The sequence below is a fragment of the Marinicella litoralis genome, from assembly GCF_002591915.1.
Classification (GTDB): domain Bacteria; phylum Pseudomonadota; class Gammaproteobacteria; order Xanthomonadales; family Marinicellaceae; genus Marinicella; species Marinicella litoralis.
The window spans coordinates 611,399-636,954 of the sequence record NZ_NIHB01000002.1; the positions used below are offsets into that span (position 1 = coordinate 611,399).

21 protein-coding genes are annotated in these 25,556 nt (G+C 42.2%); 9 read left to right on the forward strand and 12 right to left on the reverse strand.

The features are described 5' to 3' along the window. Nucleotides 1–152: 152 nt before the first annotated feature. The 5 genes from CCS90_RS09145 to dksA form a co-directional block, all read right to left on the reverse strand. Nucleotides 153–740 carry a LysE family translocator gene (locus tag CCS90_RS09145; protein ID WP_099019230.1) on the reverse strand — a complete coding sequence of 196 codons (588 nt, stop codon included), beginning with the start codon at nt 738–740 and terminating at the stop codon, nt 153–155. 30 nt (nt 741–770) lie between these two features. After that, nucleotides 771–1,118, reverse strand: coding sequence for a hypothetical protein (locus CCS90_RS09150; RefSeq protein WP_099019231.1), 348 nt, complete (start codon nt 1,116–1,118; stop codon nt 771–773). Between the two features lie 4 nt (nt 1,119–1,122). Next, nucleotides 1,123–2,601, reverse strand: coding sequence for a lysine--tRNA ligase (gene lysS / locus CCS90_RS09155; RefSeq protein ID WP_099019232.1), 1,479 nt, complete (start codon nt 2,599–2,601; stop codon nt 1,123–1,125). A gap of 54 nt (nt 2,602–2,655) precedes the next feature. Further along, nucleotides 2,656–3,751 (reverse strand): peptide chain release factor 2 gene (gene prfB / locus CCS90_RS09160; RefSeq protein WP_099019233.1). Its coding sequence is split into 2 segments (ribosomal slippage): nt 2,656–3,678 and nt 3,680–3,751, totalling 1,095 coding nucleotides; the frame shifts between segments, so codons are not numbered across the junction. Nucleotides 3,752–3,754: 3 nt separating this feature from the next. Beyond that, nucleotides 3,755–4,213: an RNA polymerase-binding protein DksA gene (gene dksA / locus CCS90_RS09165; RefSeq protein ID WP_246027003.1), complete on the reverse strand. Its 459-nt coding sequence runs from the start codon at nt 4,211–4,213 to the stop codon at nt 3,755–3,757. Between the two features lie 154 nt (nt 4,214–4,367). Here dksA and yidD point away from each other — a divergent pair, with 154 nt between their 5' ends. After that, complete coding sequence (gene yidD, locus CCS90_RS09170; protein WP_211336998.1) at nt 4,368–4,655, forward strand: membrane protein insertion efficiency factor YidD; 288 nt, start codon at nt 4,368–4,370, stop codon at nt 4,653–4,655. A gap of 115 nt (nt 4,656–4,770) precedes the next feature. On the opposite strand, the gene CCS90_RS09175 is transcribed toward yidD, so the two are convergent. Genes CCS90_RS09175 through CCS90_RS09200 form a run of 6 tightly spaced genes read right to left on the reverse strand, consistent with a single transcriptional unit; the run spans nt 4,771 to nt 12,498 of the window. Further along, a complete protein-coding gene (locus tag CCS90_RS09175; RefSeq protein ID WP_099019235.1) occupies nt 4,771–5,172 on the reverse strand; it encodes a DUF3224 domain-containing protein in 402 nt (133 codons plus the stop codon). Between the two features lie 16 nt (nt 5,173–5,188). After that, nucleotides 5,189–6,841: an AMP-binding protein gene (locus CCS90_RS09180; RefSeq protein ID WP_180236519.1), complete on the reverse strand. Its 1,653-nt coding sequence runs from the start codon at nt 6,839–6,841 to the stop codon at nt 5,189–5,191. Nucleotides 6,842–6,863: 22 nt separating this feature from the next. Beyond that, complete coding sequence (locus CCS90_RS09185; protein WP_099019237.1) at nt 6,864–8,087, reverse strand: BaiN/RdsA family NAD(P)/FAD-dependent oxidoreductase; 1,224 nt, start codon at nt 8,085–8,087, stop codon at nt 6,864–6,866. Nucleotides 8,088–8,133: 46 nt separating this feature from the next. Beyond that, nucleotides 8,134–8,586 carry a GNAT family N-acetyltransferase gene (locus CCS90_RS09190; protein WP_099019238.1) on the reverse strand — a complete coding sequence of 151 codons (453 nt, stop codon included), beginning with the start codon at nt 8,584–8,586 and terminating at the stop codon, nt 8,134–8,136. A 21-nt stretch (nt 8,587–8,607) separates the two neighbouring features. Continuing rightward, complete coding sequence (gene maiA, locus CCS90_RS09195) at nt 8,608–9,249, reverse strand: maleylacetoacetate isomerase (protein ID WP_099019239.1); 642 nt, start codon at nt 9,247–9,249, stop codon at nt 8,608–8,610. 6 nt (nt 9,250–9,255) lie between these two features. Then, nucleotides 9,256–12,498 (reverse strand): amidohydrolase family protein, encoded by a 3,243-nt coding sequence (locus CCS90_RS09200; RefSeq protein WP_099019240.1) that lies wholly within the window; start codon nt 12,496–12,498, stop codon nt 9,256–9,258. A 205-nt stretch (nt 12,499–12,703) separates the two neighbouring features. On the opposite strand from CCS90_RS09200, the gene CCS90_RS09205 reads away from it, so the two are divergent. The 8 genes from CCS90_RS09205 (at nt 12,704) to CCS90_RS09240 (ending at nt 22,994) form a co-directional block, all read left to right on the forward strand. Further along, nucleotides 12,704–13,591, forward strand: a complete 888-nt coding sequence (locus CCS90_RS09205) for a DMT family transporter (protein WP_099019241.1) — start codon at nt 12,704–12,706, stop codon at nt 13,589–13,591. Between the two features lie 97 nt (nt 13,592–13,688). Next, nucleotides 13,689–14,468 (forward strand): hypothetical protein, encoded by a 780-nt coding sequence (locus CCS90_RS09210; protein ID WP_099019242.1) that lies wholly within the window; start codon nt 13,689–13,691, stop codon nt 14,466–14,468. 138 nt (nt 14,469–14,606) lie between these two features. Beyond that, nucleotides 14,607–15,506 carry a TIGR01777 family oxidoreductase gene (locus CCS90_RS09215; protein ID WP_099019243.1) on the forward strand — a complete coding sequence of 300 codons (900 nt, stop codon included), beginning with the start codon at nt 14,607–14,609 and terminating at the stop codon, nt 15,504–15,506. Beyond that, nucleotides 15,503–16,228 carry an SDR family NAD(P)-dependent oxidoreductase gene (locus CCS90_RS09220; RefSeq protein WP_099019244.1) on the forward strand — a complete coding sequence of 242 codons (726 nt, stop codon included), beginning with the start codon at nt 15,503–15,505 and terminating at the stop codon, nt 16,226–16,228. Before CCS90_RS09215 ends, CCS90_RS09220 begins: the two co-directional genes overlap by 4 nt. Before the next feature lie 86 nt (nt 16,229–16,314). After that, entirely contained in the window at nt 16,315–17,949 is a 1,635-nt protein-coding gene (locus tag CCS90_RS09225) for a DUF2891 domain-containing protein (RefSeq protein WP_211336999.1), read from the forward strand. A gap of 222 nt (nt 17,950–18,171) precedes the next feature. Beyond that, complete coding sequence (locus CCS90_RS09230) at nt 18,172–21,021, forward strand: ligand-binding sensor domain-containing protein (RefSeq protein WP_099019245.1); 2,850 nt, start codon at nt 18,172–18,174, stop codon at nt 21,019–21,021. 129 nt (nt 21,022–21,150) lie between these two features. After that, the gene (locus tag CCS90_RS09235) at nt 21,151–22,371 is read left to right on the forward strand and encodes a pyridoxal phosphate-dependent aminotransferase (RefSeq protein WP_099019246.1); all 1,221 of its coding nucleotides are present in this window, start codon (nt 21,151–21,153) and stop codon (nt 22,369–22,371) included. Nucleotides 22,372–22,496: 125 nt separating this feature from the next. Continuing rightward, nucleotides 22,497–22,994 (forward strand): pyridoxamine 5'-phosphate oxidase family protein, encoded by a 498-nt coding sequence (locus CCS90_RS09240; protein ID WP_099019247.1) that lies wholly within the window; start codon nt 22,497–22,499, stop codon nt 22,992–22,994. A gap of 129 nt (nt 22,995–23,123) precedes the next feature. Here the strand turns inward: CCS90_RS09240 and CCS90_RS09245 are convergent, their stop codons facing one another. Next, nucleotides 23,124–25,523, reverse strand: coding sequence for a mechanosensitive ion channel domain-containing protein (locus tag CCS90_RS09245; RefSeq protein WP_099019248.1), 2,400 nt, complete (start codon nt 25,521–25,523; stop codon nt 23,124–23,126). Between the last annotated feature and the right edge of the window lie 33 nt (nt 25,524–25,556).

Genomic DNA, 25,556 nt, shown 5'->3' on the forward strand with positions numbered 1-25,556 from the left:
TGTCAAACTGTGGCCATCCTGAGGAAAGCAAAGCGGTATCAAAGGATCTTCTGCTGACCGGGTGACTGGTGTTGATGGGCATGGCGTGGACTGTGGGAAATCCTTCGACGACACTTGGTTGCGCTCAGAATGACAGCCAATGACTTTTTATTTTAAAACACCGAAAAAAGCAACAGTCCAGCCAACAACATAAAAACGCCGATGGTGACATAATCCATGCCCTTTTTGAAACGGGGATTTTGCATAAAGCTCTGGGTACTTTTTGCGGTAAGGTAAGCCAAACCACCAAAAACCATAATGGTCACAGCGATAAAAATCAGTCCCAATATAGCAATACGCCAATGATAGCCCGGCTCATCCAATTGAGCGAACTGAGGGAACAATGCCAGAAAGAATAACAGGACTTTGGGATTCGAAATATTCATGATCACCCCACGCCAATAGTATGATCCTGAAATTTCTTGTACCGATGAGTCAATTGCATCTTGTCGATGTTGCCAAGTGAGCCAAGCCAAATAGAGTAAATAAACGGCGCCAAAAGCAGCGACCAATTTCATTGCATGGGGATAGGTAATGATTGCCGCAGAAACGCCCAATATAATCAGTGAAGTATGAAAAACAACACCGCTGGCAAGCCCTAAGGTCAGCTGCAATGATTTTTTAAAGCCTTCTTTGGCAGCAATGGTCACCACCAACAACACATCAGGTCCTGGCGTCAACGCCAACAACACCGAGGTCATAAAAAAACTGAAATAGGCGGTCAAAGCGTATTAAGTGTCAAAAACTTCCACTTCATGGACATGATCACCCAATAATTGCCACAAGGCCACTTGTTTCTCTTCTGGAATAGAAATGTAATGTAATGCAATTTCACCCTCAGCAATGCGGGTGACTTTCGATGACACATGTAAATTGAAGGTTTCATTGACCACAATTTCTAAAATACAAATTGAACCCAGTTCTAAGCCATCAATGTGCTCATCTTCCAAAGGTGCCACCAAAATACCAGACGCAGAAATATTCATCACTTGGGTTAAACAAGAATATCCTTTATAAAGCAATAAACAAGATGCTTCTATTGATTTTCTGGCATATCGAATGCCTTGGCTTTCACTCATTCTATTACTCGGGTTTCATGTACGGAAACAATAATACATCGCGAATTGAAGCTGAGTCTGTGAACAACATCACCAATCGATCAATACCAATACCTTCACCAGCTGCTGGTGGCATACCATATTCTAATGCTCGAATATAATCTGCATCGTAATGCATGGCTTCATCGTCTCCGGCTTCTAAATTCGCCACCTGTTGTTTAAAACGTTCTGCCTGGTCTTCTGGGTCATTCAACTCTGAAAAGCCGTTGGCAATTTCGTTTCCACAAATAAACAATTCAAATCGATCAGTGATTTCAGGATTTTCATCGTTCCTTCGTGACAAAGGCGATATCTCTATGGGATATTCTGTCACAAAAGTTGGCTGTATGAGGTTGGCTTCAACATACAAATCGAACAATTCAGCCAATAACTCACCTTTTTTCCAACTTTTATTGTATGAAACACCTTTCTCATCACAGTATTTTTGCATCAGTGACAAATTATTGCAGTCATTTTCCGATAAACCATCACTGTATTCCGCCACCAATGAAGCCATAGATTGGCGTCTGAACGGCTTGGCAAAATCCAATTCATTGCCTTGGTAGCTGAATTGGTAGGTGCCTTTAACGTGGTCAGCCAAAGACTTAAACAATTGTTCAGTCAAATCCATCAGATCATTGTAGTCGGCATAAGCCCAATAAAATTCCATCATGGTGAATTCAGGATTGTGTTTGGTCGACACGCCTTCATTCCTGAAGTTGCGATTGATTTCAAACACTTTTTCAAAACCTCCGACGGTCAGGCGTTTCAAAAACAATTCAGGTGCCACCCTTAAATACAGTTCCAAGTCCAAAGCATTGTGATGGGTGGTGAATGGTTTGGCCGTCGCCCCACCTGGTATCATGTGCATCATTGGGGTTTCCACTTCCAAGAATGCCAAATCTTCCATAAATCGCCGGATGTGCGAAACCATTTTTGAGCGTACTTTAAAAACTTCAGCAGATTCATGATTCACGATTAAATCAACATATCGTTGACGGTAACGAGTTTCTTGGTCAGATAAACCATGAAATTTTTCTGGCAAAGGTCGCAATGATTTGGTGACCAATTTAAGTTCAGTCACTTTGACCGACAATTCATCGGTTTTGGTTTTGAATAAAACACCCTTACCGTAAACGATGTCACCCATGTCCCAAGTTTTAAAATCACTGAACACCGCTTCACCAACGCCGTTTAATTGCACAAACAACTGAATGTCACCGGACACATCTTTAATGACTGCAAAACCGCCCTTACCAAACAACCGTTGGCTCATCATGCGACCCACTACAGCAACTTCAATATTTTGTGGGTCCAAAGTTTCCTTATCTATTGCGTCATATTTGGCGTGTAAATCGATAGCCAAATGACTGCGTCTGAATTGATTTGGGTAAGCATTTCGCTCAGTTCTGATGGCATCTAATTTGCCACGTCTTTCTGCGATGAGTTTATTGTCTTCAGTCATGATATTTAGTGTTATCTTTATGGTTAGGGTTATGGCCTGAAACTCAGGATTTAATCAAAGCCCTTGCTTCAAACTGGCCTCAATGAATTTATCGAGGTTACCATCTAAAACTGATTGGGTGTTGGTGTTTTCCACACCGGTTCTTAAATCTTTGATTCGTGATTGATCCAGTACATAAGATCGAATTTGGCTGCCCCACCCAATGTCAGATTTGGTTTCTTCCAATGATTGCGACTCTTCACTGCGCTTTTGCATTTCCAATTCGTACAATTTGGCTTTCATTTGTTGCATGGCTGTGGCTTTATTTTGATGCTGAGAGCGGCCGTTTTGACACTGGACCACCGTATTGGTTGGTACATGGGTTAATCGAACGGCTGACTCAGTTTTATTCACATGCTGACCACCCGCACCTGAAGACCGATACACATCAACCCGCAAGTCTGACGGGTCAATTTCAACTTCATAGCTGTCATCAATTTCAGGAGAAACAAAAAGCGCCGCAAAACTGGTGTGTCGTTTGTTGCTTGAATCAAAAGGTGACTTTCGAACCAAACGATGTACACCAATTTCGGTACGTAACCAGCCAAATGCGTAATCACCCTCCACCTTTATGGTGGCCGATTTAATGCCTGCAACATCTCCAGCGGACACTTCAATCAATTCAGCTTTCCAGCCACGTGATTCTACCCAACGCAGGTACATACGAAGCAATATTTCAGCCCAATCCTGGGCTTCAGTGCCACCAGAACCTGCTTGGATATCAACAAAAGCATTGTTGGCATCCATCGGTCCCGAAAACATTTTTTGGAATTCAAGCTTTTCAATTTTGGCTTCGATGTCAGCGATCATCAGCAAAACTTCATCTAAACTGTCTTGATCGTCTTCTTCATTGGCCATTTGTAGAAAATCACTGGCATCAGCAACGCCGGATTTAAGTTCGTCAATGGTGTTTACGATGTGTTCGAGTGAGGAGCGTTCCTTGCTGAGTGCTTGCGCCTTGTCCTGATCATTCCATACATCAGGGTCTTCAAGTTCAAGTGTGACTTCTTCTAAGCGTTCTTTCTTGTTCTCATAGTCAAAGATACCTCCACAGCGCATCGGTGCGCTGTTGGAAGTCATCTAACTGAGCTATTTGTGGTGCTATTTCCATCAATTAACCTTCTTTGGTGATTTTTTGTTTCAATTCCCATCGCTCTTGGGCATCAATACACATGGTTGCAATGGGTCGAGCAATCAATCTGGGCAAACCAATTTCTTCGTCTGTTTCTTCACAATAACCATAATCATCCGTTTTGAATCGAAGCAGTGCTTTGTTGATTTTTTTCAACAATTTTCTGTATCGATCACGGGTTCTCAGTTCAAATGTGTTTTCAGTTTCTCTGGATGCCCGTTCAGCTTCATCACTGATGTCCCGAGCTTCAGATTTCAAATTGGCTATGGTTTCATTGGATTCAAACAACAGCTCTTCTTTCCATTGTTCAATCCTGCGTCTGAAATACTCCAAGTGTTCAGGGCACATATACTCTTCTTTGGTACTTGGCACATACCCTTCTGGTAAATCCATTTTGGGAACATAATCTGCGGGCAAATCATTAATACTTCTTTCTGCCATTTTTATCTCCTTTAAATGCATCGCTAAAATACGGCGCGTGCTAAAATATGGTCTTATTAACACATTTCAATGATTTTCTATGAAATCACTGAATAAGTTAAAATTTCAAGGCGAACTTTATACCTGAATCTGAACCAATGAGCAACTATTTTTAATGATTAGAAGCATATTCATTTCAATATTGAAGGGCTATCAATATTTAATCAGCCCCTTACTTGGCAATCGTTGTCGCTTTCATCCAAGTTGTTCAGAATACATGATTGAGGCAGTACGTAGATTTGGTGTTTTCAAAGGTTTTTATTTGGGGGTCAAAAGATTGGGCCGTTGCCAACCCATGTGCGAAGGTGGTTTTGACCCAGTGCCAGAAATTAAAGCCAACCACGCTGACATTCAAACTGACCAGAACCCATCAAACAGCCTTTCAGAAAACGAAAAAAAGTAAATACATGCCTCGGTGAGAGCAGGTTGAGAACGAGCCATAACTGGAGTCATTTACTCATTTTGGCTCAGATGATGTGGCAAAGGTTCAATTAGACGACACAGGATGGCTGATTCATTCAAGGCAATACATCAAGCTCATAGTCAAAATCATAATGATGTTCACCACTGTCAATGCGGATGTCCATTGTGCCGCTGAGGGTTTTGAGTTCCCCACTGCCTGAATCTGGTACCACGGTTAATGTCAGCTGGGCATCTCCTTGGTCCATGATTCCGGAATGTTGTAACACAAAGCTGCCTGACTGGCCTGACAAGCTACCGGTCACTTGTTCGATAGCGACATAGCCCGCCGAACCCGTTGTGGTTGTCACTGCACTGAGCATTTCGCCTTGACTGTGTGCAGACAGCTCACCTTTATATGTTTTATCCAGAGACATGCGTGTCACATTGATGCCATCTGATCCCTCAAATGAAGCCTCTTGTGCTTGCATTTGAACTGTAAATTTTCCTGATACCCTCATGACATTCCTGTATAGCTTAATCAAACAGTATAACTTGCTTGCTGGTGGTTTTCATCTGTTGCTCAGCTGTCGATTGATACGCTTTTTCAATCGCCCCGCGAATCATTTTCAAGGTGGGAGTCAACAGCCCATTCTCTGGGCTCCAAGCTTGATGAGATATGAACACATGGCTGACCCTTTCCTGAGCTTCCAGGGTTGGGTTGATTTCGTTCAACGCCTGTTCACAACGGATTAACAACTCACTGGGGGCATCTGCATGGCTTGATTCAAAAGTTGAAATCACCAAAAACGGTTGGGTAAAACCGTTGCCCATCAAAATCAAATGCTCTAACCCCAAGACTGATTGAAACCGTTTTTCTATCGGTAAAGGTGCAATGTATTTGCCTTTACTGGTTTTAAAAATGTCTTTGATGCGTCCAGTGATGTATAAATAACCTGCTGCATCTATCTGACCTAAATCACCGGTATGAAGCAAACCATTTTCATCAATGGTAGCTGCTGTCAATGCTGGCTGCTTATAATAACCTTCCATCATCGCTGGATTGCGCAGCAACACTTCCCCTGCATCAGACAATCGGCATTCACAACCTTCAATAATTCGGCCAACGCTGCCAGTTTTTGTATCACTTTGTTTGGTCATGTGAGACAGACCGCAGGTTTCTGACATGCCATAGGCCTCATTCAACTTTAAACCTATTTGCTCAAACCATTGCAGCACGTCCTTATTGATGGCTGCCGCGGCACACAGGGCATAGCGCACATTTTGAAAACCCAATTTTTTAAGCAAAGCTTTTTTCAACCAAGACCCCAATAATGGTGTTTTTAACAACGCATTCAAAACTTTGGCACCACCCAATTTGCTTTCAATCGCCATCTTGATTTTGGTCCATATTCTTGGCACCCCAAAAAAGATGGTAGGCGCTGCCTTTTTAACGTCTTCAGTAAAGGTATCTAATGATCGGATAAAAGACACGTGGGAGCCATGATACAGCGCGCCAAATTCCACTGCCATGCGTTCGGCCACATGTGCCAATGGTAAATAGGAGACAAACCGATCTTGTTGATTAATGACAATGATGCTTTTTACCAATGCCATAGAGGCTTGAATGGCTCGGTAAGCCACCATCACACCTTTGGGATCACCTGTGGTACCTGAAGTATATATGATGCTGACCAAATCATTTTCAGCATTGACTACAGGCTGGGTCAATGGTTGGTTTTTCTCTACCAAATTTTGCCAAAAGGGAACCCCTGGATAAGCTTGGTATATGGCCAGTTGATCCACCCCTTGGGGCAGTAAATCGAGCGCTTGGTTAGGGTCAAACATTTTACCCAAGAACAGCGCTTTGGCTTCAGAGTGCTGTAAAATCTTTTCAATGGTTTGTTTTGAAGCTGTTGGATAAATAGGTATTGATACATGACCGGCCATTTGAATGGCTAAATCCGCCATGATCCAATGTGCACAATTTAGCGAAATAATCGCTATATGACTGCCTTGAGGGTATTTTCCTAAAAATGTCGCTACACAAGAAACTTCATGTAAGACTTGTGACCAAGTGTATTGGGTGACCTGATCGGCTATGGGTTGAGTGAGATAGACTGCATTGGGTTTCTCTTTGGCCCAATGAAGTAAACGGTTGACTGGAGATTCAAATTTAGCTGCACACATGATAAAATAATAACACAGTTTTTCATCGATGCTCAGATGAAACAATCCCTTGGGCGGCCGCATAAGCCGAGGCCCACGCCCACTGAAAATTAAAACCACCCAAATGTCCAGTAACATCGACCACCTCACCAATGAAATATACATTGGGGTGCGCAATAGAAGCCATGGTTTTCGATGACAATTGTTTGGTATCCACACCACCCAAGGTCACTTCAGCCGTGCGATAGCCTTCGGTGCCCGATGGTTTAAGTCGCCAGTCATTGATGAACGCAGCCACCTGCAATACTTGCTCATTACTAAGATTTTGTAAAGGCTGGTCACACCAATCTGGAAACTCATGTTGCATGATGGCCAGAGCTGCTTTTTTTGCCATCAACTGTCCCAACCATTGAATCAAAGTCAGTTGGGGTGCGGTTTTTTTGGCTCGCTTTATCTCTTGATGGGCATCATGTTCGGGCAACAAATTCACAGTTAAATGCATGCCTGGTTGCCAATAGCTAGACACTTGTAAGATGCAAGGACCGCTCAAACCTCGATGTGTGAACAACATATGGTGACGAAAACTGGGTGCTGATTTATTCTCAACGACCGACAATTCCACCGACACTGCCGTGCCCGATAAACCACTGAACAGTTCTTTGTATTCATCGGTGAAAACAAAGGGTACCAGACCGGCTTGTTTGGGTCTTATTTTTAGTTTTAATTGTTCTGCCAATTGATAACCAAAATCCGAACCACCCATTTTGGGTATTGATAAACCACCTGTGGCCACCACCAGTTGATTGGCAATAAATGATCCAGCTGAGGTGTTCAAAATAATTTGATCAGCATGAACCACATCAGTCACCAACGTATTCAACCTGATTTCAACCCGACCTTCAGCACATTCATCCAACAACATATTGAGAATGTCTTTTGAAGAATCGTCACAAAACAACTGACCCAACTCTTTCTCATGGAATGGAATGCCGTGAAGGTTCACCATTTCGATAAAATGCCAAGGCGTATAGCGACTCAGAGCCGATTTACAAAAATGCGGATTCTCCGACAAAAAGTTATCTGGCGAAGTGTATAAATTGGTGAAATTACAACGTCCTCCACCAGACATCAAAATCTTTTTACCTGGTTTGTTCGACTTTTCAATCACCAAGACTTTCAAACCACGCTGACCCAGCGTCAATGCGCACATCAATCCGGCCGCACCGGCGCCCAGAACAACCACATCGTAATGGTTATTTTGATTCATATGAGGACTTTATTTAGCGGTCGTGAGCTTGCCATGACTTTTCGAATCAAAAGAGATGCCACTCCCAAACGATACCATCTTCTGGGTGTTCAACCACATCAAAGAAAGTAAAACCAAGTTTTTGTAACAATTGATTGGAAGCATTTTTCTCGGGTAAAGTTTGTGCCACTATTTTCAGTTCTTCATCGGCTTGAATCGCCAAATCTATCAACGCTTGAGCGGTGGCAGTGGCCATGCCCTGATTTTCAAATTCAGGTAAAGTGTAATAAGCGATTTCAACTTGTCCATTGTAGGGGGCTGACTTGAAAGCCCCACCACCCACTACCACGCCATCATGACTGGCCACGTAGGCAATCCAGGGTTCATGAAAACCGGCACCTGCATAAAAATCAATCATTTGCCTGTTCACCTCTTGAGTCATTTCAGGCAATGCATCCATCTCATCCAAACTCAGTCCTGCCACTTCACCTGAATGACCAACGGCCAACAATTTAATCATGCCCTACTCCTTCTGCATGCATCACTTGACCTCACCCAATTGGGCTTCAGGAGCAGCCTCTTTGAAAGCCGGTAATTCCATACAACGTTGGTTGATTTCCATCAATCGCGGATAATCATTCAGTGGTACATTAAATCGTTCGGCATTGTAAACTTGAGCCACCAAACAAATGTCTGAAATACAAGGAAACATTTCATTCATAAAACTCGTATTGGAACCTTGCAACATCTGCTCCAAAGCAGTAAATCCCTCATGTATCCAATGTGCATACCAAAGGTCAACCTGAGTTTGGTTCCAGCTGTTTTTCAACATTTTCAACACCCGCAAATTATTCAATGGATGAATGTCAGAAACGATCATTTGTGCCATGGCTCTGGTTTTGGCTTGACCAATGGCGTCGATAGGTAAAATAGAAATATCAGGATAAGTGGTCTCCAAATACTCCATGATCGCCATCGATTGATTGATCACCTCACCACCTTCAGTCACCAAAGCAGGCACCAAGCCTTGAGGGTTCAAGGCTTTGTATTCAGCTTTGTGTTGTTCACCGCCATCTTTAACCAAATGCACTGGCATGGACTGATAATCAATGCCTTTTAAATTCAAAGCAATGCGCACACGATACGCAGCAGTGCTGCGCCAATAAGTGTAAAGTTTCAACATATTAAATCACTCAAAATAAAATTTCGCCCGTTCCACTTTTTCAGGATAAACCTGATGCATGGTGGCAGATTCATACAAACGGCCATTGATCATCACATGTGAAACATCATCGGTGTTGCGGATGTCGGCCAAGGGGTCGGCATCTAAGATCACCAAATCTGCCAGCTTACCGGCTTTAATCGATCCCAGCTCATCATCCATGCCAATGTACTTGGCACCATCGATGGTGCTGGCTTTGATTACATTCCAAGGTGACATGCCACCTTGTGCGAACATCCACATTTCCCAATGCGCTGCCAAACCTTCACGTTGTCCATGAGCACCCAATAAAACATCAACGCCTTCGTTTTGTAGTTCAGTGGCTACACGAGCATTGTTGAAATGGTTGTAATCTTCTAAAGGCGCTTTGGTGCGACGAATTGCCACGGGTTCTAAAATGTTTTTCGGCACAAACTGAGTTAACAAGGGGTGTTTCCAAACATCTGTGGTGTCATACCAGTAGTTTTCTCCCCAAATACCGCCATAGCCTACACCCAATGTAGGCACATAAGCCGTTCCGGTACCGGCCCAAAGTTGTTTCACGTCATCATAAATCGCGCCCACAGGAATGGAGTGCTCGATGCCAGTGTGACCATCAATCACCATCGACATGTTGTGCATAAACAAGGAGCCACCCTCTGGCACCACCATCAATCCTGTTTGACGGGCAGCTTCTAAAACTTGTTGTCTTTGATCACGACGAGGCTGATTGTAACTTTTGACTGAAAAAGCACCCGCCGCTTTCATTCGCTCTAAATGTCCCACAGCATCATCCAATGAATCCACTTTGGCTGTAATGAAATGGGTGGCTCCATATAGTATGGTACCTGTAGAGTATATGCGTGGGGCAATGATTTTCCCTGCACGTTGCATCTCAGCCGCTGAAAATACTGCAGCCGTGTCTGCTGAAGGGTTGTGCGTGGTGGTCACCCCAAATGCCAGTGACGCATAGGCATTCCAATTGGTTTGTGGCGTGATTTGACCATTGGCGTAAGGCCCGTGCCAATGCACATCAACAAGGCCTGGCATGATGGTTTTGCCTTTGACATCAATCACTTCAGCATTGGCAGGCGCTTTAACCTGATCGGCAGGTCCGACGGCTACAATGCGGTTATTATTAACAATAACTATGCCATCTTCAATCACCAGATTGTCACCATCTACTTGTTCCATGGTGATGATTTTGGCACCAACCAATGCCACAGTCCCTTGCGGGACATCGGTCTTGACATTGAAGGTAATTTGAGTGGCGTGGGCTTTCACTGGTGCTTTCTCTTGCTCATCTCCTGCCTCAGCTTCAACCACTTTCATCTCGCCGCCTAAGAATTCAAAACGCTCAGATAATTTTTGTTGATACAACATTGGACCCATCGACCAACTTAACTGATTGGATTTTTGATTCCAATTGATGTAATCACCGGCATGTTCAGAAAAATTCTTTACCGGCAAATTACCCGCACTGCCTCCTGTTTTGATGTGCTGACCATTGCGCACAAAAGGGGTGACATACACTTGCCAATCTTGCACAAAGGCCAACCACTGTTCATCCGGTGACACTTTGTATTGGGTGATCCAATCACCTTGGTAATGTTTTTGTTGATCATTACCGCTCAAGTCTGTTGATTGAAGCTGGGTAGTGACCACTTCACCTGCTGACGAACTGCCCATGAAATAAACCCTGGAACTGTCTGACGTAAAAAATGGATTGCTGCCACTGTCAGCAATTTTTGATTGTTTACCACTGGATAAATCTACCGCAAACAATCCAGTGTCATGAGAATACAAAGGCGTGGTTAAGTAACCACCAGAATCAGCTTCAAACACCACCGTTTTGCCATCTGCAGCAATCACCGGATTGGTAAAATGTCCTGGCTTGGTGGAAATCACCTTTGACTTACCTTTCAAATTTGACAGGCGCACCGTACCTAATTTTTGGTCGTGCCATGTGGTGTATACAATGTTTTTACCATCTGCACTGAATTGTGGAAAAAACTCAAAATGATCATTCTGTTTAGTCAATCTTTTCGGTTGACCTTGCATCTCACCATTGGCTAATGCCACTGTATAGATATGTCCTAAAGATTGAAAAACAGCCATGTTGCCATCAGGAGAAGCTTGCAACCAACGCAACATTTTTGCATCAAATGACTCTGGTGACACTTCATTTTTAGTGGTTACGGCTGCCCTGACTTCCCGTTGGTCATTGACTTTAAATGGTATATTTTTTACAGTTTCTGAAGCCACATCAATGTGGTGTATTTTACCTTTGGCATAAAACACTATGCCGCTGCCATCAGGGGTCCAAGACATGGTTGGATAAACCCCATGAATCGCCCAAGTTTCTTGCATGTCACGTTCTAAACCGGTGAATATAGGTTTAATGGCACCACTTTCCCTGTCTTGAATAAACAAGGCACTGTCGTTTCTGATGCGGCGCACAAATGCCAATGACTGACCATCTGGCGACGGTGTGGGTCTGACTGCACCACCAGGACCCGAAACCCAGGGTTTGATGTCACCAGTGGCCAGTTCTATGGCAAATATTTCATATATTTGATTGTTGGCATCTTTGGAATATTCAAAGTATTTGCCTGGGGTAGAATCTCTAGAAAATAACACATATTTGCCATCTGGGGTATAGACTGGCTCACCCAAATCTTTTTGCTCATTGGGCCTTTTGTTCAACTGAATTCCTTTGCCGCCACTTTTATGGTACATCCAAATTTCACCAGCACCCAAAGACCGCATGCCGGTAAAGTGTTTTCTGGCCACAATATAATTCCCATCTGGTGACCATGCAGGAGCGTTCAACAAACGAAATTTTTCTTTGGTGACTTGGGTCGCATCACTGCCATCCACTGCCATGGTCCAAATATTGTCTCCACCGCCTTGATCTGATGTGAAAGCCAATTTTGTCCCATCAGGTGAAAACCGAGCTTGCATGTCCCAAGCCATGGAGTTGGTGATGTTCTTTGCCACACCACCGGCCATGGGCATGGTATAAATATCACCCAATAAATCAAATACAATCAATCGACCATCTGGACTGACATCCACATTCATCCAGGTCCCGGTTTCAGTATTGATGTTTACCATTTTTTTCACACCAGGTGGGTTATTAACGTCCCACTTATCACCTTTGTCGTCTGCAGACGAGCCTTGTCTTGGTATCAATAAAAAGAAAATGAGCGTAAAATAAATTGATTTCATAGTGATCCTCCTTATGCACGGCAATCGGTCGTTTTAAGTCCTTATAAACCACCAAATGCCAATTAAACTAACCTGACTGCATCTTGTTTAGTCTTTATCAAGACAAGCGATGTTGCCAAGTGCTTGGTATTACAAAGTGGATAATTATACGTATAAACTCTTTTTATCGCTTACAATTTGTTCACTTTTAAAATCCTAAACAAACATGACCATCGGCTTGGGTGAATTTTTATCTTTACTGTGTGCACTGTTGTGGGCATTTGCGGTGATTTGTTATCGCAAAGCCGGTGATCACATCAATGTAAGTGCGATGAATTTGTTCAAAATCAGCCTCACTTTGGTCTTGATGGTTCCCACCTTATATTTCACCGACGGCTTCACTTTGCCAGATTTATCTCTTGAAGACTGGGGTTTGTTATTAATCAGTGGATTTTTTGGCATCATGCTGGCTGATTTATACTATTTACGGGCATTGCAACTGATTGGAGCAGGTTTGACCGGACTGACCGGTAGTTTATACAGCCCATTTGTGGTGTTTTTGTCATTTTTTTACTTGGGAGAAAGACTCAATAGTTGGCAAATCATGGGGATGGCATTGGTGATCGTTGGGGTCATTGTTATCAGTTATCGCAAGAAATCTCTGACTGTAGAGAGCCCACCAATCAGGGGATTCGTGTATGCAGCTTTGGGGGTGTTTTTTACCGCTTTAGGTATAGTGATTGTTAAACCAGTCACCGCAGAAATTCCCTTCTTTTGGATCATCACCATCAGGACCATCGGTGGCGTACTGACCATGTTTTTATTCAATTTACTGTTACGTAAAAACCTCAATCCACTGGCCATCATGAAATCCAAAGGACGGTATTGGTTATTGGCGGGCGCTGTCTTGGGGCAATACTTATCGACCATGGTTTGGGTGGCTGGATACAAATACACTTCTGCATCTGTGGCATCTATTTTGAATGAAACTGCCTCAATTTTCATCTTGATTCTTGGCTGGCTTATATTAAAAGAGCCAATGAGCAGCAGAAAAATCATGGGAGCCATCATCAGCGTTTCTGGGGTTTTTATCGTGTTACAAATGAGTTATTGAGTGTGCCTAAGGTGACAATTGTTTACAGATTCGACAAAAACCTGCATGTCATTTAAGCTATCATCACCACTGTCAGATATGAACACAGGTGGATGTAATGAACAATGTAATCAATTTATTTTTCAACAACGATGAAAGTGCTATGAAAGCCGGACCAAAAATTTATTTTCGAGGTGTCAACCGCATTCATATCAATCGATTCAAGGCCTACACACATATTTTATCAAATCGCCTCAATCACCTGTGGCAAGTCACCGACAACATCAGCGAAGCCAATGCTGTGGCCACTTATCTAGAACAAGACAACGATAAATCTGTTATTTGTTTGTCGCTTTATGACAGTGCACCCAATCTCAATCCACCAGCCATAGATTATTACGAACTGAATTTTGACGAAAAATCGTTGATTAAACAACTGAATCAGGCAGGCCGCAAATTCAGTTTATCGAACACCCCCCAAGTTACTGATCAAACAAATCTAACCAAAAAAATCAGGGTCAGTGGTCTGCCGGTTAAAGCCAGTGAAACACTGTGTCAAAAACTCAATCAATTGAATACCAACAATCGACTGTATTTTAAACATGTTGTTGATGCCATCAACGACGAATCTACCATTTTCATTAACCACATGGTTTTTGTGGTTGAGCCCAATGATCCTGAATCAGTCAACGCATTTTATGCTTTGGAACAACTCCGTGAACAAGATGACTTGACGGTTGATCAATTGTCAGTGATTTTAATTAAAAATCAAAACAGTGAAGTGTGTGAAAATTTGTTTGATGAAATTTATGACCGCTGCGACGAATCTACTCAGGTCATCTTATTGGACGTGACTGAAGACAATGATTTAAAAACCTTTATCAGTTACGTTGAATAAATAACAAACCTGAAGCCTTTCAAGTTCAAAATGGAATAAATTTCAAGTCATTGACAAGGACTCATTATTGACACTTTAAATTGACATCAGATTCACCTGCTAAGATTTAATATCAAATTTTCTTGACAGTAAACAGCAATGAATCAAGCTAAACACATCATTTTCATCACTGGCCAAAATGGCCTGCTCGGCAAACAGTTGACAAAATCACTTACTGATCAATACCTGGTAGTTGGTTTAACAAGAAATACTGAATTTCCAGAAAAACCAAGCTGGAATTACCGAGAAACGCTGAAACAATTAAACATCAAAGCACCTGATACTGTCATTCATTTGGCTGGGGCAGGTATAGCCGATAAACGTTGGAATAAGCAACACAAACAAATCATTTTTAACAGCCGCATCAATGGCACCCAATGGTTGGTAGACGAAATTTTGTCTCATGAAGACAAACCCAAAACCTTTGTGTCCGCTTCTGCCATCGGGTTCTATGGCCACCGGCCTGGTGAGTCGTTGACTGAGAATGCCACGGCTGGTAACAATTTTGTCGCAGACATTGCCAAACACTGGGAATTGGCAAGTGATCCATTGATGGCTGTCAATACCCGTGTCATTAAACTCAGATTCGGCATGATATTATCGAAAAATGGTGGCGCGCTCAAAGACATGCTTTTGCCATTTAAAATGTGTTTAGGCGGCCGTTTGGGCAATGGAAAACAACAATACAGCTGGATCAGTATCACAGATGTCATCAAAGCCATTCAATTTTTATTGCCCCAAGACAATAGCGAAGGTGTGTATAATTTGACATCTCCGCATCCTGTATCCAATCAAACATTTACTAAAACCTTGGCCAAAGTCTTGAAACGCCCTGCTTTTATGCACATGCCGGCTTTCATGGTGCGTTTGATCTTTGGTCAGATGGCGGATGAGTTGTTGTTGGCAGACGCCCATGTATTACCCGATAGGTTATTGGCAGAAGGGTTTGAATTTAACCACCCATCGTTGCCAGCCGCGCTTGAGGCATTACTTCAATGATTGTGATTATTATTGGAGCCAATCGAGGCATCGGTGCGGCATTGGCAAACCAACTACAAACCGAAAATCAACACACCCTGATCAGAACCAGTCGAGCCTTTGGAAGCTTAAAACAAACCGACACCTTGAATTGGACCATTCATTGTGATGTCACCAAAGAAGCCTCTATTGATGCCATGAAAAAGCAACTGGAGGATCAATTCCCAAATCTTGACTGGGTCATCAATTGTGCCGGTATTTTACACACTGATCAGTACATGCCTGAAAAATCATTGGACCAAATAACCACACACCAGATGACACAAAACTTCATGACAAATGCAGTGGGTCATTTATTGGTCATCAAGGCATTGCAACGTTTAATCACTGTTGGAACACAGGCATTGGTTTGTTCTGTTTCTGCCAGAATTGGCAGCATTGAAGACAACCACCTTGGCGGCTGGTACGCCTACAGAATGAGCAAAGCTGCATTGAACATGGGCATAAAAACCACCGCCATTGAATGGGCTCGCCTTTTTCCACAAGTTAAGTTTTTGTTGATCCATCCCGGCACCACCGACACCGATTTATCGGCGCCTTTTCAAAACAGACTACCGACTGGACAATTACAAGCGGCAACCCGAACTGCAAAACTGTTAATTAAACAACTGAAGTCAAATCAAAACCACACATCAAAACACCCCTTATTTATTGATTACAATGGCGCTGATATTGACTGGTAAAACACAATCTAAAAGACGCAGCTTGACCACAACATGATTCAATAAGCTACTTGAGTGGTTGGTGTTTCTGTGGCATAGTTCTGACCATGAAACTCACCAAAAATATAATTTTGTTCGCAGCAGCGCTACTTTGCAATTTTTGCCTGTCCCAAGCTGCTGACATTAAAGAGGGTATGTTGCTGGCTTTGCAACAAGACCAACAACATCGCAGTCAGTTAAACACACTCAAGAACCAACAGCAAAATGTTGGCTTGATCAAACAGTTGGAACAAGCACAAAACAACCTAGACCAGGACAATTTGAAGTTTCTCGATCAGGTCATCAATCAACTGGGTCATTGGCCAGGAATCAATGATGTCGGTGAAAATGCTGCCAAAATCGGTTTGATATTATTCAAGCGTTCAGATTTAAATCGTCAAGCATCTTATTTACCATTGATTTATACCGAAGTCCAAAACCATAACATACCTGCCACTTGGTACAGTGAACTCTACGATCATCATTTGATGATGAAAAATTTGCCACAAAACTTTGGCCACCTGCTGGTTAAATCCACCCACAGTGAACAACAATTTCTGTACCCGATCCAATCAATTGAACAGGTCAATAAAAACCGCAAAATCTTGGGTCTAACACCATTGAAAGAGATGCTGGGCACAAAAAACTGGTTGTTAAGAGCCAAAGGAGAAGTCAATCGCAATCATGAACTGGTTCCAGCCGAACAATTGATGCAAATAGCAGATTTGGCGCTCACTTGTTTGGATCAAATTTACCCCAATTCAATCAAACACATATTGAACCATGCCGATGATGCCGCCGTACCTGACCAATTGTATCCAGCTTTTTTTGGTTGTTTTGACTGGCATTCATCTGTGCATGGTCACTGGTTACTTGTCAGGGCAGCAAAATTATTTCCAAATCACGAAAAAACGCCTGTATTTATTGAACGGCTGGCAGCCCATTTCACTGCTGAAAAACTGAAAAGCGAATTGGATTATTTTCAACAATCTGGACGTGCTGGCTTTGAACGCCCTTATGGCTTGGCTTGGTTTTTACAGTTGTATGCAGAAATTCATGACTGGCAACACCCTTCGGCTCAAGCATGGTTGCTGAATATGCAACCCTTGAAAAATCACATTGTGCAACAATTAACCAGTTGGGTGCCCAAACTGGCTTATCCCATTCGAAGTGGTGAACACAGCCAGACGGCCTTCGCATTTGGGCTTGCCTATGATTATGCAAAGATCACTGAAGATCATGTGTTCAGTGATTTATTGGAGCAGCAAGTCAACCGTTTGTATTTGGACGATCGAAAATGTCCCATCAACTATGAACCATCGGGCCATGATTTTTTATCTCCATGTTTGGCTGAAGCAGATCTGATGCGCCGTGTTTTGTCACAACAAGACTACAGCAAGTGGTTAAAACGATTTTTACCTGGCATCAAAAAAGGCAGTCGTTGGTTAAAAATCGCCCAAGTTACCGACCGAGTTGATGGCAAACTGGCTCATTTAGATGGCTTGAATATAGCCCGAGCTTGGATGTTGGAAGGTATGGCTTTCGCCTTGCCAAAAAAAGACAAAAGACAACAGTTATTATTAAAATTGGCTGACAAACATGCCGAATCAGGACTGGCGGCTGTGACTGGTGAACATTATTCGGGAGGGCACTGGCTGGGTTCATTTGCTACTTATTATTTGACCCAGAGCGGCTTGAATTAAGCAGTGACATTTTGGCCTTGTTCAGCCAAGAATAACTAAAAGAAAATTGATGCCCTAAATCATCGGTGGTAAGATGAATCGTATGGTTAACTATAGGGATGCTCAATTACTGTGAAAATTAATCAATCTATCCGATTCAACACATTTTTAGATTGCACATTATTCCCTCTTTTACTCTGCCTCATATTAATCCTTTCTAGCAATAACACAGCCGCACAAGAATTGCCTTTTGCCAATCTAAGCATCGCAGATGGTTTAGAAGATATGGTGATATTTGACATTGAACAAGATGACCATGGCTTTCTGTGGATGACCACAAGAACTGGCATCAGTCGATTTGACGGCAATCAATTCTGGACATTCAACCGCTCAAATGGTCTGCCACATAATTTGGTAAGGGATTTATTGAAGGCCAAAAATGGCAAGCTTTGGGCTGCCTCAGAAGCAGGTTTGGCTTGGTTTGATGGTTATGAATTCAAATCAATTTCGGAAGAATATTGGCCAAGCAACGTTTCAGCCAGGGCCTTACAAGAAGCCGCAGATGGTACCATTTGGGTAGCAACCTATGGTATGGGTATAGTGCAAATTGACCCCAGTGGCAACCCCAAAATAATCAATCAATTTAATTCGTCGACCGGTTTTCCAAGCGATCGTTTTCGCAGCCTAATGATTGATGTGGATGGCCACATTTGGGCAGGTGACTCAAAACGCGTGATCAGAATCAACAACGATGGCTACGAGGCAATTGAATGGAAGGCCGAAGCGTCTGAAATCCGCACCATTTTCCAACATGAGAACAAACAAATTTGGGTTGGCACCCGCAATGGTGTGGCCGTTTTTGATGGAACGGCCTTTGTTCCACTTGACTTTGATGTTGACCTGTCCAACCAAACCATCAACTCCTTTACAGTTGACCATCAGCAGCATATTTGGGTGAGTTCGCGGGATTATGGTGCCTATGAATTTAATCAAGATCGTCAATTAGTCAAGCATTTAAACATGTCCAATGGGCTGCCTGATAACAGCGTGAATAGCATGTATCAAGACAGTGAGAACAACATTTGGTTTGGTACTTATGGTGGCGGCATTGCCAGACTGAGCGCAGCCAATGTAACCAATTGGAAAGCACAAAACGCCATGCCAAATCCCAATGTATATGCCATCATACAAGACAACAACGGTTGTATCTGGATAGGCACCAATGGTGATGGCGTCAGTTTATTGTGTGAAGGTGAATTAACACACATCACCACCAAGCAAGGACTAAGCCACAACAAAGTATTAACGGCCGTATTGGACGATGAAGGTGATCCTTGGTTTGGCACTTTACAAGGAATTACCTATCAAAAAAACAATCAATTTCATCAGCTGCACATTTCAGAAGGATTAACTGGACCGGTGGTTTATCACATCATCAAAGACTTGGATGACAGCTTATGGATAGGCACCAACAATGGTTTAAACCATTACCAAGATGGGAAATTCACCAGTTATTTTACCGAAGATGGCTTGCCTGATAATCGAATCAATCGCATCTTTCAAAGTAAAAATGGTGATATCTGGTTGGCATCTTCCAATGGACTGTCATTATTTAAAGACGGCCAGTTTACCAATTGGTCAACCAGTGATGGTCTGGCGGCTAATTTCATCAATGACATTTATGAAGATGGAAAGGGGGTTTTATGGCTTGCGACCAACAATGGTTTGAGTTTATTTGATGGCACCTCGTTCACCACCTGGACCACTGAAGATGGTTTACCACACAACAATGCAACCAGCATCCTACAAGGGGAAAACAATGACATTTGGATAGGTACCAGCAGGGGAGTGGCGATTTTTGATGGCAGCAATTTTACGGTGATAACCTCCAGAGAAGGTTTGGTTTTTGATTTGGTCAATCGTGGTGCTGGATTCCGTGATGATCAAGGCAACCTCTGGTTTGGTACCGCCAAAGGCATCAGTCGCTTTGATGCCAACTTCAAGCCCGGTTCAAGCACACCGCCACCTGTTCACATCATATCCGTTCGCAATGAAATGGATGCACTTGACCTCAATACAAAAATTAGAATTCAGCAACAAGACAGCAGCTTAACCTTAAGTTTCACTGCGATCAGCTTTCAACGTGCCCCGGATATCAGCTACCGATATCGATTGGCGGTGAATGAAGACACGCCATGGCGTGAAACAAGACTGAATGAAATCCAAATCAACTCATTGGCAGCGGGTAATTATCGTTTTCAAGTCACAGCACGCATTGGTAATGGTGCTTGGAACTCAAACCCAGCTGAATTTAATTTTGAGGTAACCCCACCTTTTTGGCAAACTCCGTGGTTTATCTTGCTGTTGATTGCAGGTGTAGTGATTTTCTTGCTGTATCGTAATTGGCGAAACAAACAACATGCATTGAAACTGGAAAACATTGTGTTTGATCGAACCAAACAACTTGAAGAACTGAACCAAGGTCTGGATTGGCTGGCAAACCATGACAGTTTAACTCGCCTATCAAACCGCAATCACGTGCAAAACTTACTCAATGAATTCAGTTACGCCTCCTCATCTCCCTTTGCGGTCATTGCCATTGATTTAGATTATTTTAAAAACGTAAATGATCAATATGGTCATGACTTCGGCGACCAGGTCTTGAAGCGTTTTTCCAAAATGTTGTCTGATTTAATTGAAGAAAACCAAACTGCAGCCCGCTGGGGTGGTGAAGAATTTATTATTATTTGTCCTCAAATTAAACTGACTCAACTCAAAATATTGTCATTAAGTATCATCCAACAATGCAGGCATTTAATCATTCCGAATCACCTCAGTGAAACAGTTGATGTCACTTGTTCAGTTGGCTTTGCCTATATCCCCGGATTCAACCCTGAGTACAAACTGGTGACACAAATGGAAAAAACCATTCAGTTGGCTGACCAAGCTTTGTATGCAGCGAAACACAACGGACGGGATCAATTGTATGGATACATCATCAAACAACCGGCAAAAACAATACAACTGAAAACTTACCTCAGTGACATTCAAGATGCCATTGATAAACAATGGATAGAAGCCGTCAAAGAATAAACCCATTCTGATTTTTTTGGTACATCGAGCCAAAACCAAATCAGCCGGTTTTATCCTTAAATATTCACTGTTTCATTGTGCCCCACTGCAGTTAGAATATAGCACCAGTGATATCAACTGAGACAAGCAATGAAAAATACCTTTAAATCAGACAAACTTAAGGGCGTGTGTTATGACATTCGAGGCCCTGTTTTGGCTGCCGCTAAACGCATCGAAGAACAAGGCCAGAAAGTGTTGAAATTAAACATTGGTAACCCAGCACCCTTCGGCTTTGATGCCCCAGATGACATTGTTCGTGATGTGGTCCACCACATCACTGATGCCGAAGGTTATTGTGATTCTAAAGGCATCTACCCTGCTCGGGTTGCTATTTACCAATATTATCAAAAACGAAAAATCAAGAACCTGAATATTGATAACATCCTCATTGGCAATGGCGTCAGTGAATTGATTGTCATGACCATGCAAGCCTTGTTGAATGATGGTGATGAAATGTTAATTCCCGCACCTGATTACCCATTGTGGACTGCTGCCGTTCATTTATCAGGTGGCAAGGCCGTGCATTATTTATGTGATGAAAACAACGACTGGGCACCTGACGTTGCTGACATGGAAAACAAAATCACTGAAAATACACGTGGCATCGTGCTGATTAACCCCAATAACCCAACAGGTGCCATTTATACAAAACAACAATTACTAGCGGTTATCGACCTGGCAAGAAAGCATGATTTGATTGTTTTCAGCGATGAAATATATGAGCTCATCAGGTACGATGACACCCCGTTCACCTCTATTGCAGCTTTGGCAGATGATGTGATGTTTGTGACATTCAATGGTTTGTCAAAAACTTACCGAGTGGCCGGTTATCGAACTGGTTGGATGGTGATTTCAGGAGCACTTGAGGGTGCTGATGATTATTTAGATGGCTTGAACATTTTATCCTCAATGCGCTTGTGTGCCAATGTTCCCACACAATATGGCATACAATCTGCATTGGGTGGTAAGCAATCCATTTATGACCTGACAGCTGCCGAAGGAAGGTTAAATCAACAAAGACAACTTGCCCATGAAATGATCAATGACATACCAGGATTATCAACCACCTTACCCAAGGGCGCTTTGTATTGTTTTGTTAAAATCGATACCGAGCGATTTAACATCACAGATGATGAACAATTTATTCTGGACTTATTAATAGCCAAACACATTTTACTGGTTCATGGCACTGCATTCAATTGGCCAGAACCGAACCATTTCAGGTTGGTTTATTTACCCCAGGTCACAGTACTGGAAGATGCCTTGAGTCGCCTAAAGGATTTCTTGAGGGATTACCGACAAAACAACTAAGCTCACCATCTGAATGGTCATTTGCTAAATTTGACACGCCAGTGTCATTGGAACAAACAGCTGGTTTTACAATATTTTCATTGTGCTGATGTTAATGTATTGATACTTTCATTTGAGGAGAAAAGATGAGTATCAAAGAAACCAATGATTTTGACAAGATCAGAGAAATCATTGAAGACATCAAAATTGCCATGCTGGTGACAGCAGACAGCGAAATAAGCCTGAACTCAAGGCCCATGTTTACTGCAGACATTGACAGTGAAAACAACATTTGGTTTTTTACCCGAGATGACTCTGGTAAAGTCAAAGAAATGATTAATGACCACCATGTCAATCTGTCGTACTCTTGCCCCAAAGATGGCCAATACCTCTCTGTAAGCGGCACTGCATCATTCAATGACAATCCCCAAAGAAAAGCAGCATTGTTTAACCTGATGACCAAAGCATGGTTTCCTGCAGGTGCAGAAGACCCAACTTTATTGTTAATTAAAGTCAATCCGCATCAAGCTGAATATTGGGACACTTCTTCAAGTAAACTGGTACAGTTGTTTCGAATTGTTAAAGCCATTGCCACTGAGAACGTATATAAAGGTGGCGAGCACGGCAAAGTCAACGATATTTGAGCCACCAACTCAAACCCTGCCACCTTATAAGCTCAATCAATCAAACCTCTGGAAATTACCCAACTCCAGAGGTTATAGTGCATGGTTATGAATTTTTGATTTGCACCAACAGATTGAATTGAAAAGAGATCAATCTGATTTGTCTTTGTCTTTTTGTTCAGCTTCCTTTTTCTTTTCATCCTCTTCTATCATTTGCGCAACTTCACCTTTACCCTTTTCTTTGTTGTCATCAGCGGTTTGTCTGGCATTGGACTGTGCAGGAGATTCAGCTTCAAGCTGTTTGGAATGATTGTCCTTAGAATCGGTATTTTGGGAATTTGATTCATCAATCTGCAATATCGATGAGTCTTTAATGTGAATGTCTCTTTGTGGGAATGGAATACTGATATTCGCATCACGCAGGGCTTTATCAATTGCAAAATTGATGTCTGTTTCCACATCTAAAAACATTTTTATGTCTTTAATCATCACCCGCAGTTCAAAATTCAAACTGCTGTCGCCAAATTCTCGAAACAACACTTTGTGTTTATAGGGGTCACGTTTAATCACTTGATCATGGCTGGTGGCAATTTCATTCAGTATTTCTCGGACTTGATTCACATCAGACCCATAAGCCACTCCGATTTTTATGGTAATTCGTCCAATAGAATTACTTAAAGTCCAATTGGTGACATGATGAGACAACAGTTCTGAATTAGGCACCAATATTTCTGCATTATCAAATGTCCTGATGCGCGTGGCTCTGATTTTAACTTTTTCAATCAAGCCAACTGTTCCCCCCACTTCAACCCAATCACCTCTGGTCACTGGCCTTTCAAACAATAAAATCAGACCTGAAACAAAATTACTGACTATGTTTTTTAAGCCAAAACCAATACCCACAGAAAGTGCGCCAGCAATGATGGCTAATCTCGAAATATCAAAGCCTGCCACTGAAAGCCCAACAAACACGGCAATGGTCAATCCAATGTACCAAATCAACATAGAAAAAACTTCACGAGAACTTTTTCTGACCCTGCTTTTATCAAACCAACGATTTTCAATACCCAATTTCAGCTTCTGCAAAACATAAACAATCAAAGAGACCAACACCACAGCAATTAATATATCCTGAGGGACAATGCGAACTGATCCCAAATCAAAACCTTCACTGTAGATGAATGAAACTTGTTTATAAGCTTCCTCTGAAACGCCACCCAGCCAGCTCAAAAATACCAAGCCTGCCAGACCAGAAACAAGTACAGTCAATAGACTGACCCAGAATGGAAATGCAAAGTTCGAACCATCGTATTCCTCTTGCTGCTTTAGGTGGTTGATTTTATGCACCAATGATACTTTTCTGATTGAATTAATTGTTTTTAATTGCCAATGAACCAACATCAGTCCAACAGAAATTATCAGTATATATTGAGCGCCCTGAGCATAACTCAATGTATACGCCAGCAAGCTAAGGACTGCTAAAAGCAAAATCAACAATGGAACAAACCGATCCTTCTTCGATTTGATTAACAAGTAAAAGTACAGGTTAGTTAGGCCCAATAATAAACAAGTCAAAATGACCAGTGGAGTGATTAACACTGAATATTCAACCAACCAATCTAAACCAATGTTCTGTTTAAAATGAATGCCATTCCACCCTAAAGCCAACAACACAATCAATCCTGTTGAATAGATCATGAAAGGCTTTATAAATTGCTTTTGTTGTTCAGACACCAATAATTTTAAGGGCAACAGTACAAAAGCGTCACGAACCAATAATCCACCGAATAACACAAACGCGTGTACTTTATTGCTGTCAACCCAAACGTAATAGAGCCAAGCCAAAACCAATGGCACCGCATACAAACTCATCAGCTGCTTTATAAATCCTTTAACGCTGATACCCGCTGGATCGACAGCCTTAAAGGTAAAGGCCTCAGCTCGATGACGCCACAAAACCATCGCATAAGCACCCATGCCCAATAGAACAGTCCATAAAAACCAAATGTTAAAAGGCAAAATTTGGGACACATCTTTTAAATTGAGTTGAACGTTTTCTGCTTTCATAAAAGACCAAACATCTTGACGGCTGGTCAATTCATCCATCCAAAGTTGTTGTTTCTTTTCAAACAGAGCAAATCTGGCCTCTTCCATTTGCCCGGATTTTAACCGGCAGGCTATCAGTCGCTTGGTGGTGACATTAATTTGGCGATCGACCTCTTGCGTTGCGGCACTTTGCGGCAACATTTGGGACCCTTGATCCTGTCCATCTTTGGCGTCGCTTTTTAATGCATCAATCTCGCGGATATCTACCAACTGTGCAATTTCTTGTTCAGCCTTTTTTTCACAATTTTGCAAGGCTTTAATTAAATCTTGACTATTTTTCTCCAATTCACTTAAGCCATTAACTGACAAATCAGATTTTTGATATTTTTCTAAAAATTGGTTGGTCTGCTGTTCTAATTGTTGAAAATCAAGATTGTCTGCACAAGTTAAAGACACCCAATGACTCAAAACGCACAGGAGCAAGCATACTATTTTATTTGTCATGAAGCTGATTTGATTTCACAGATTTTAATGTAT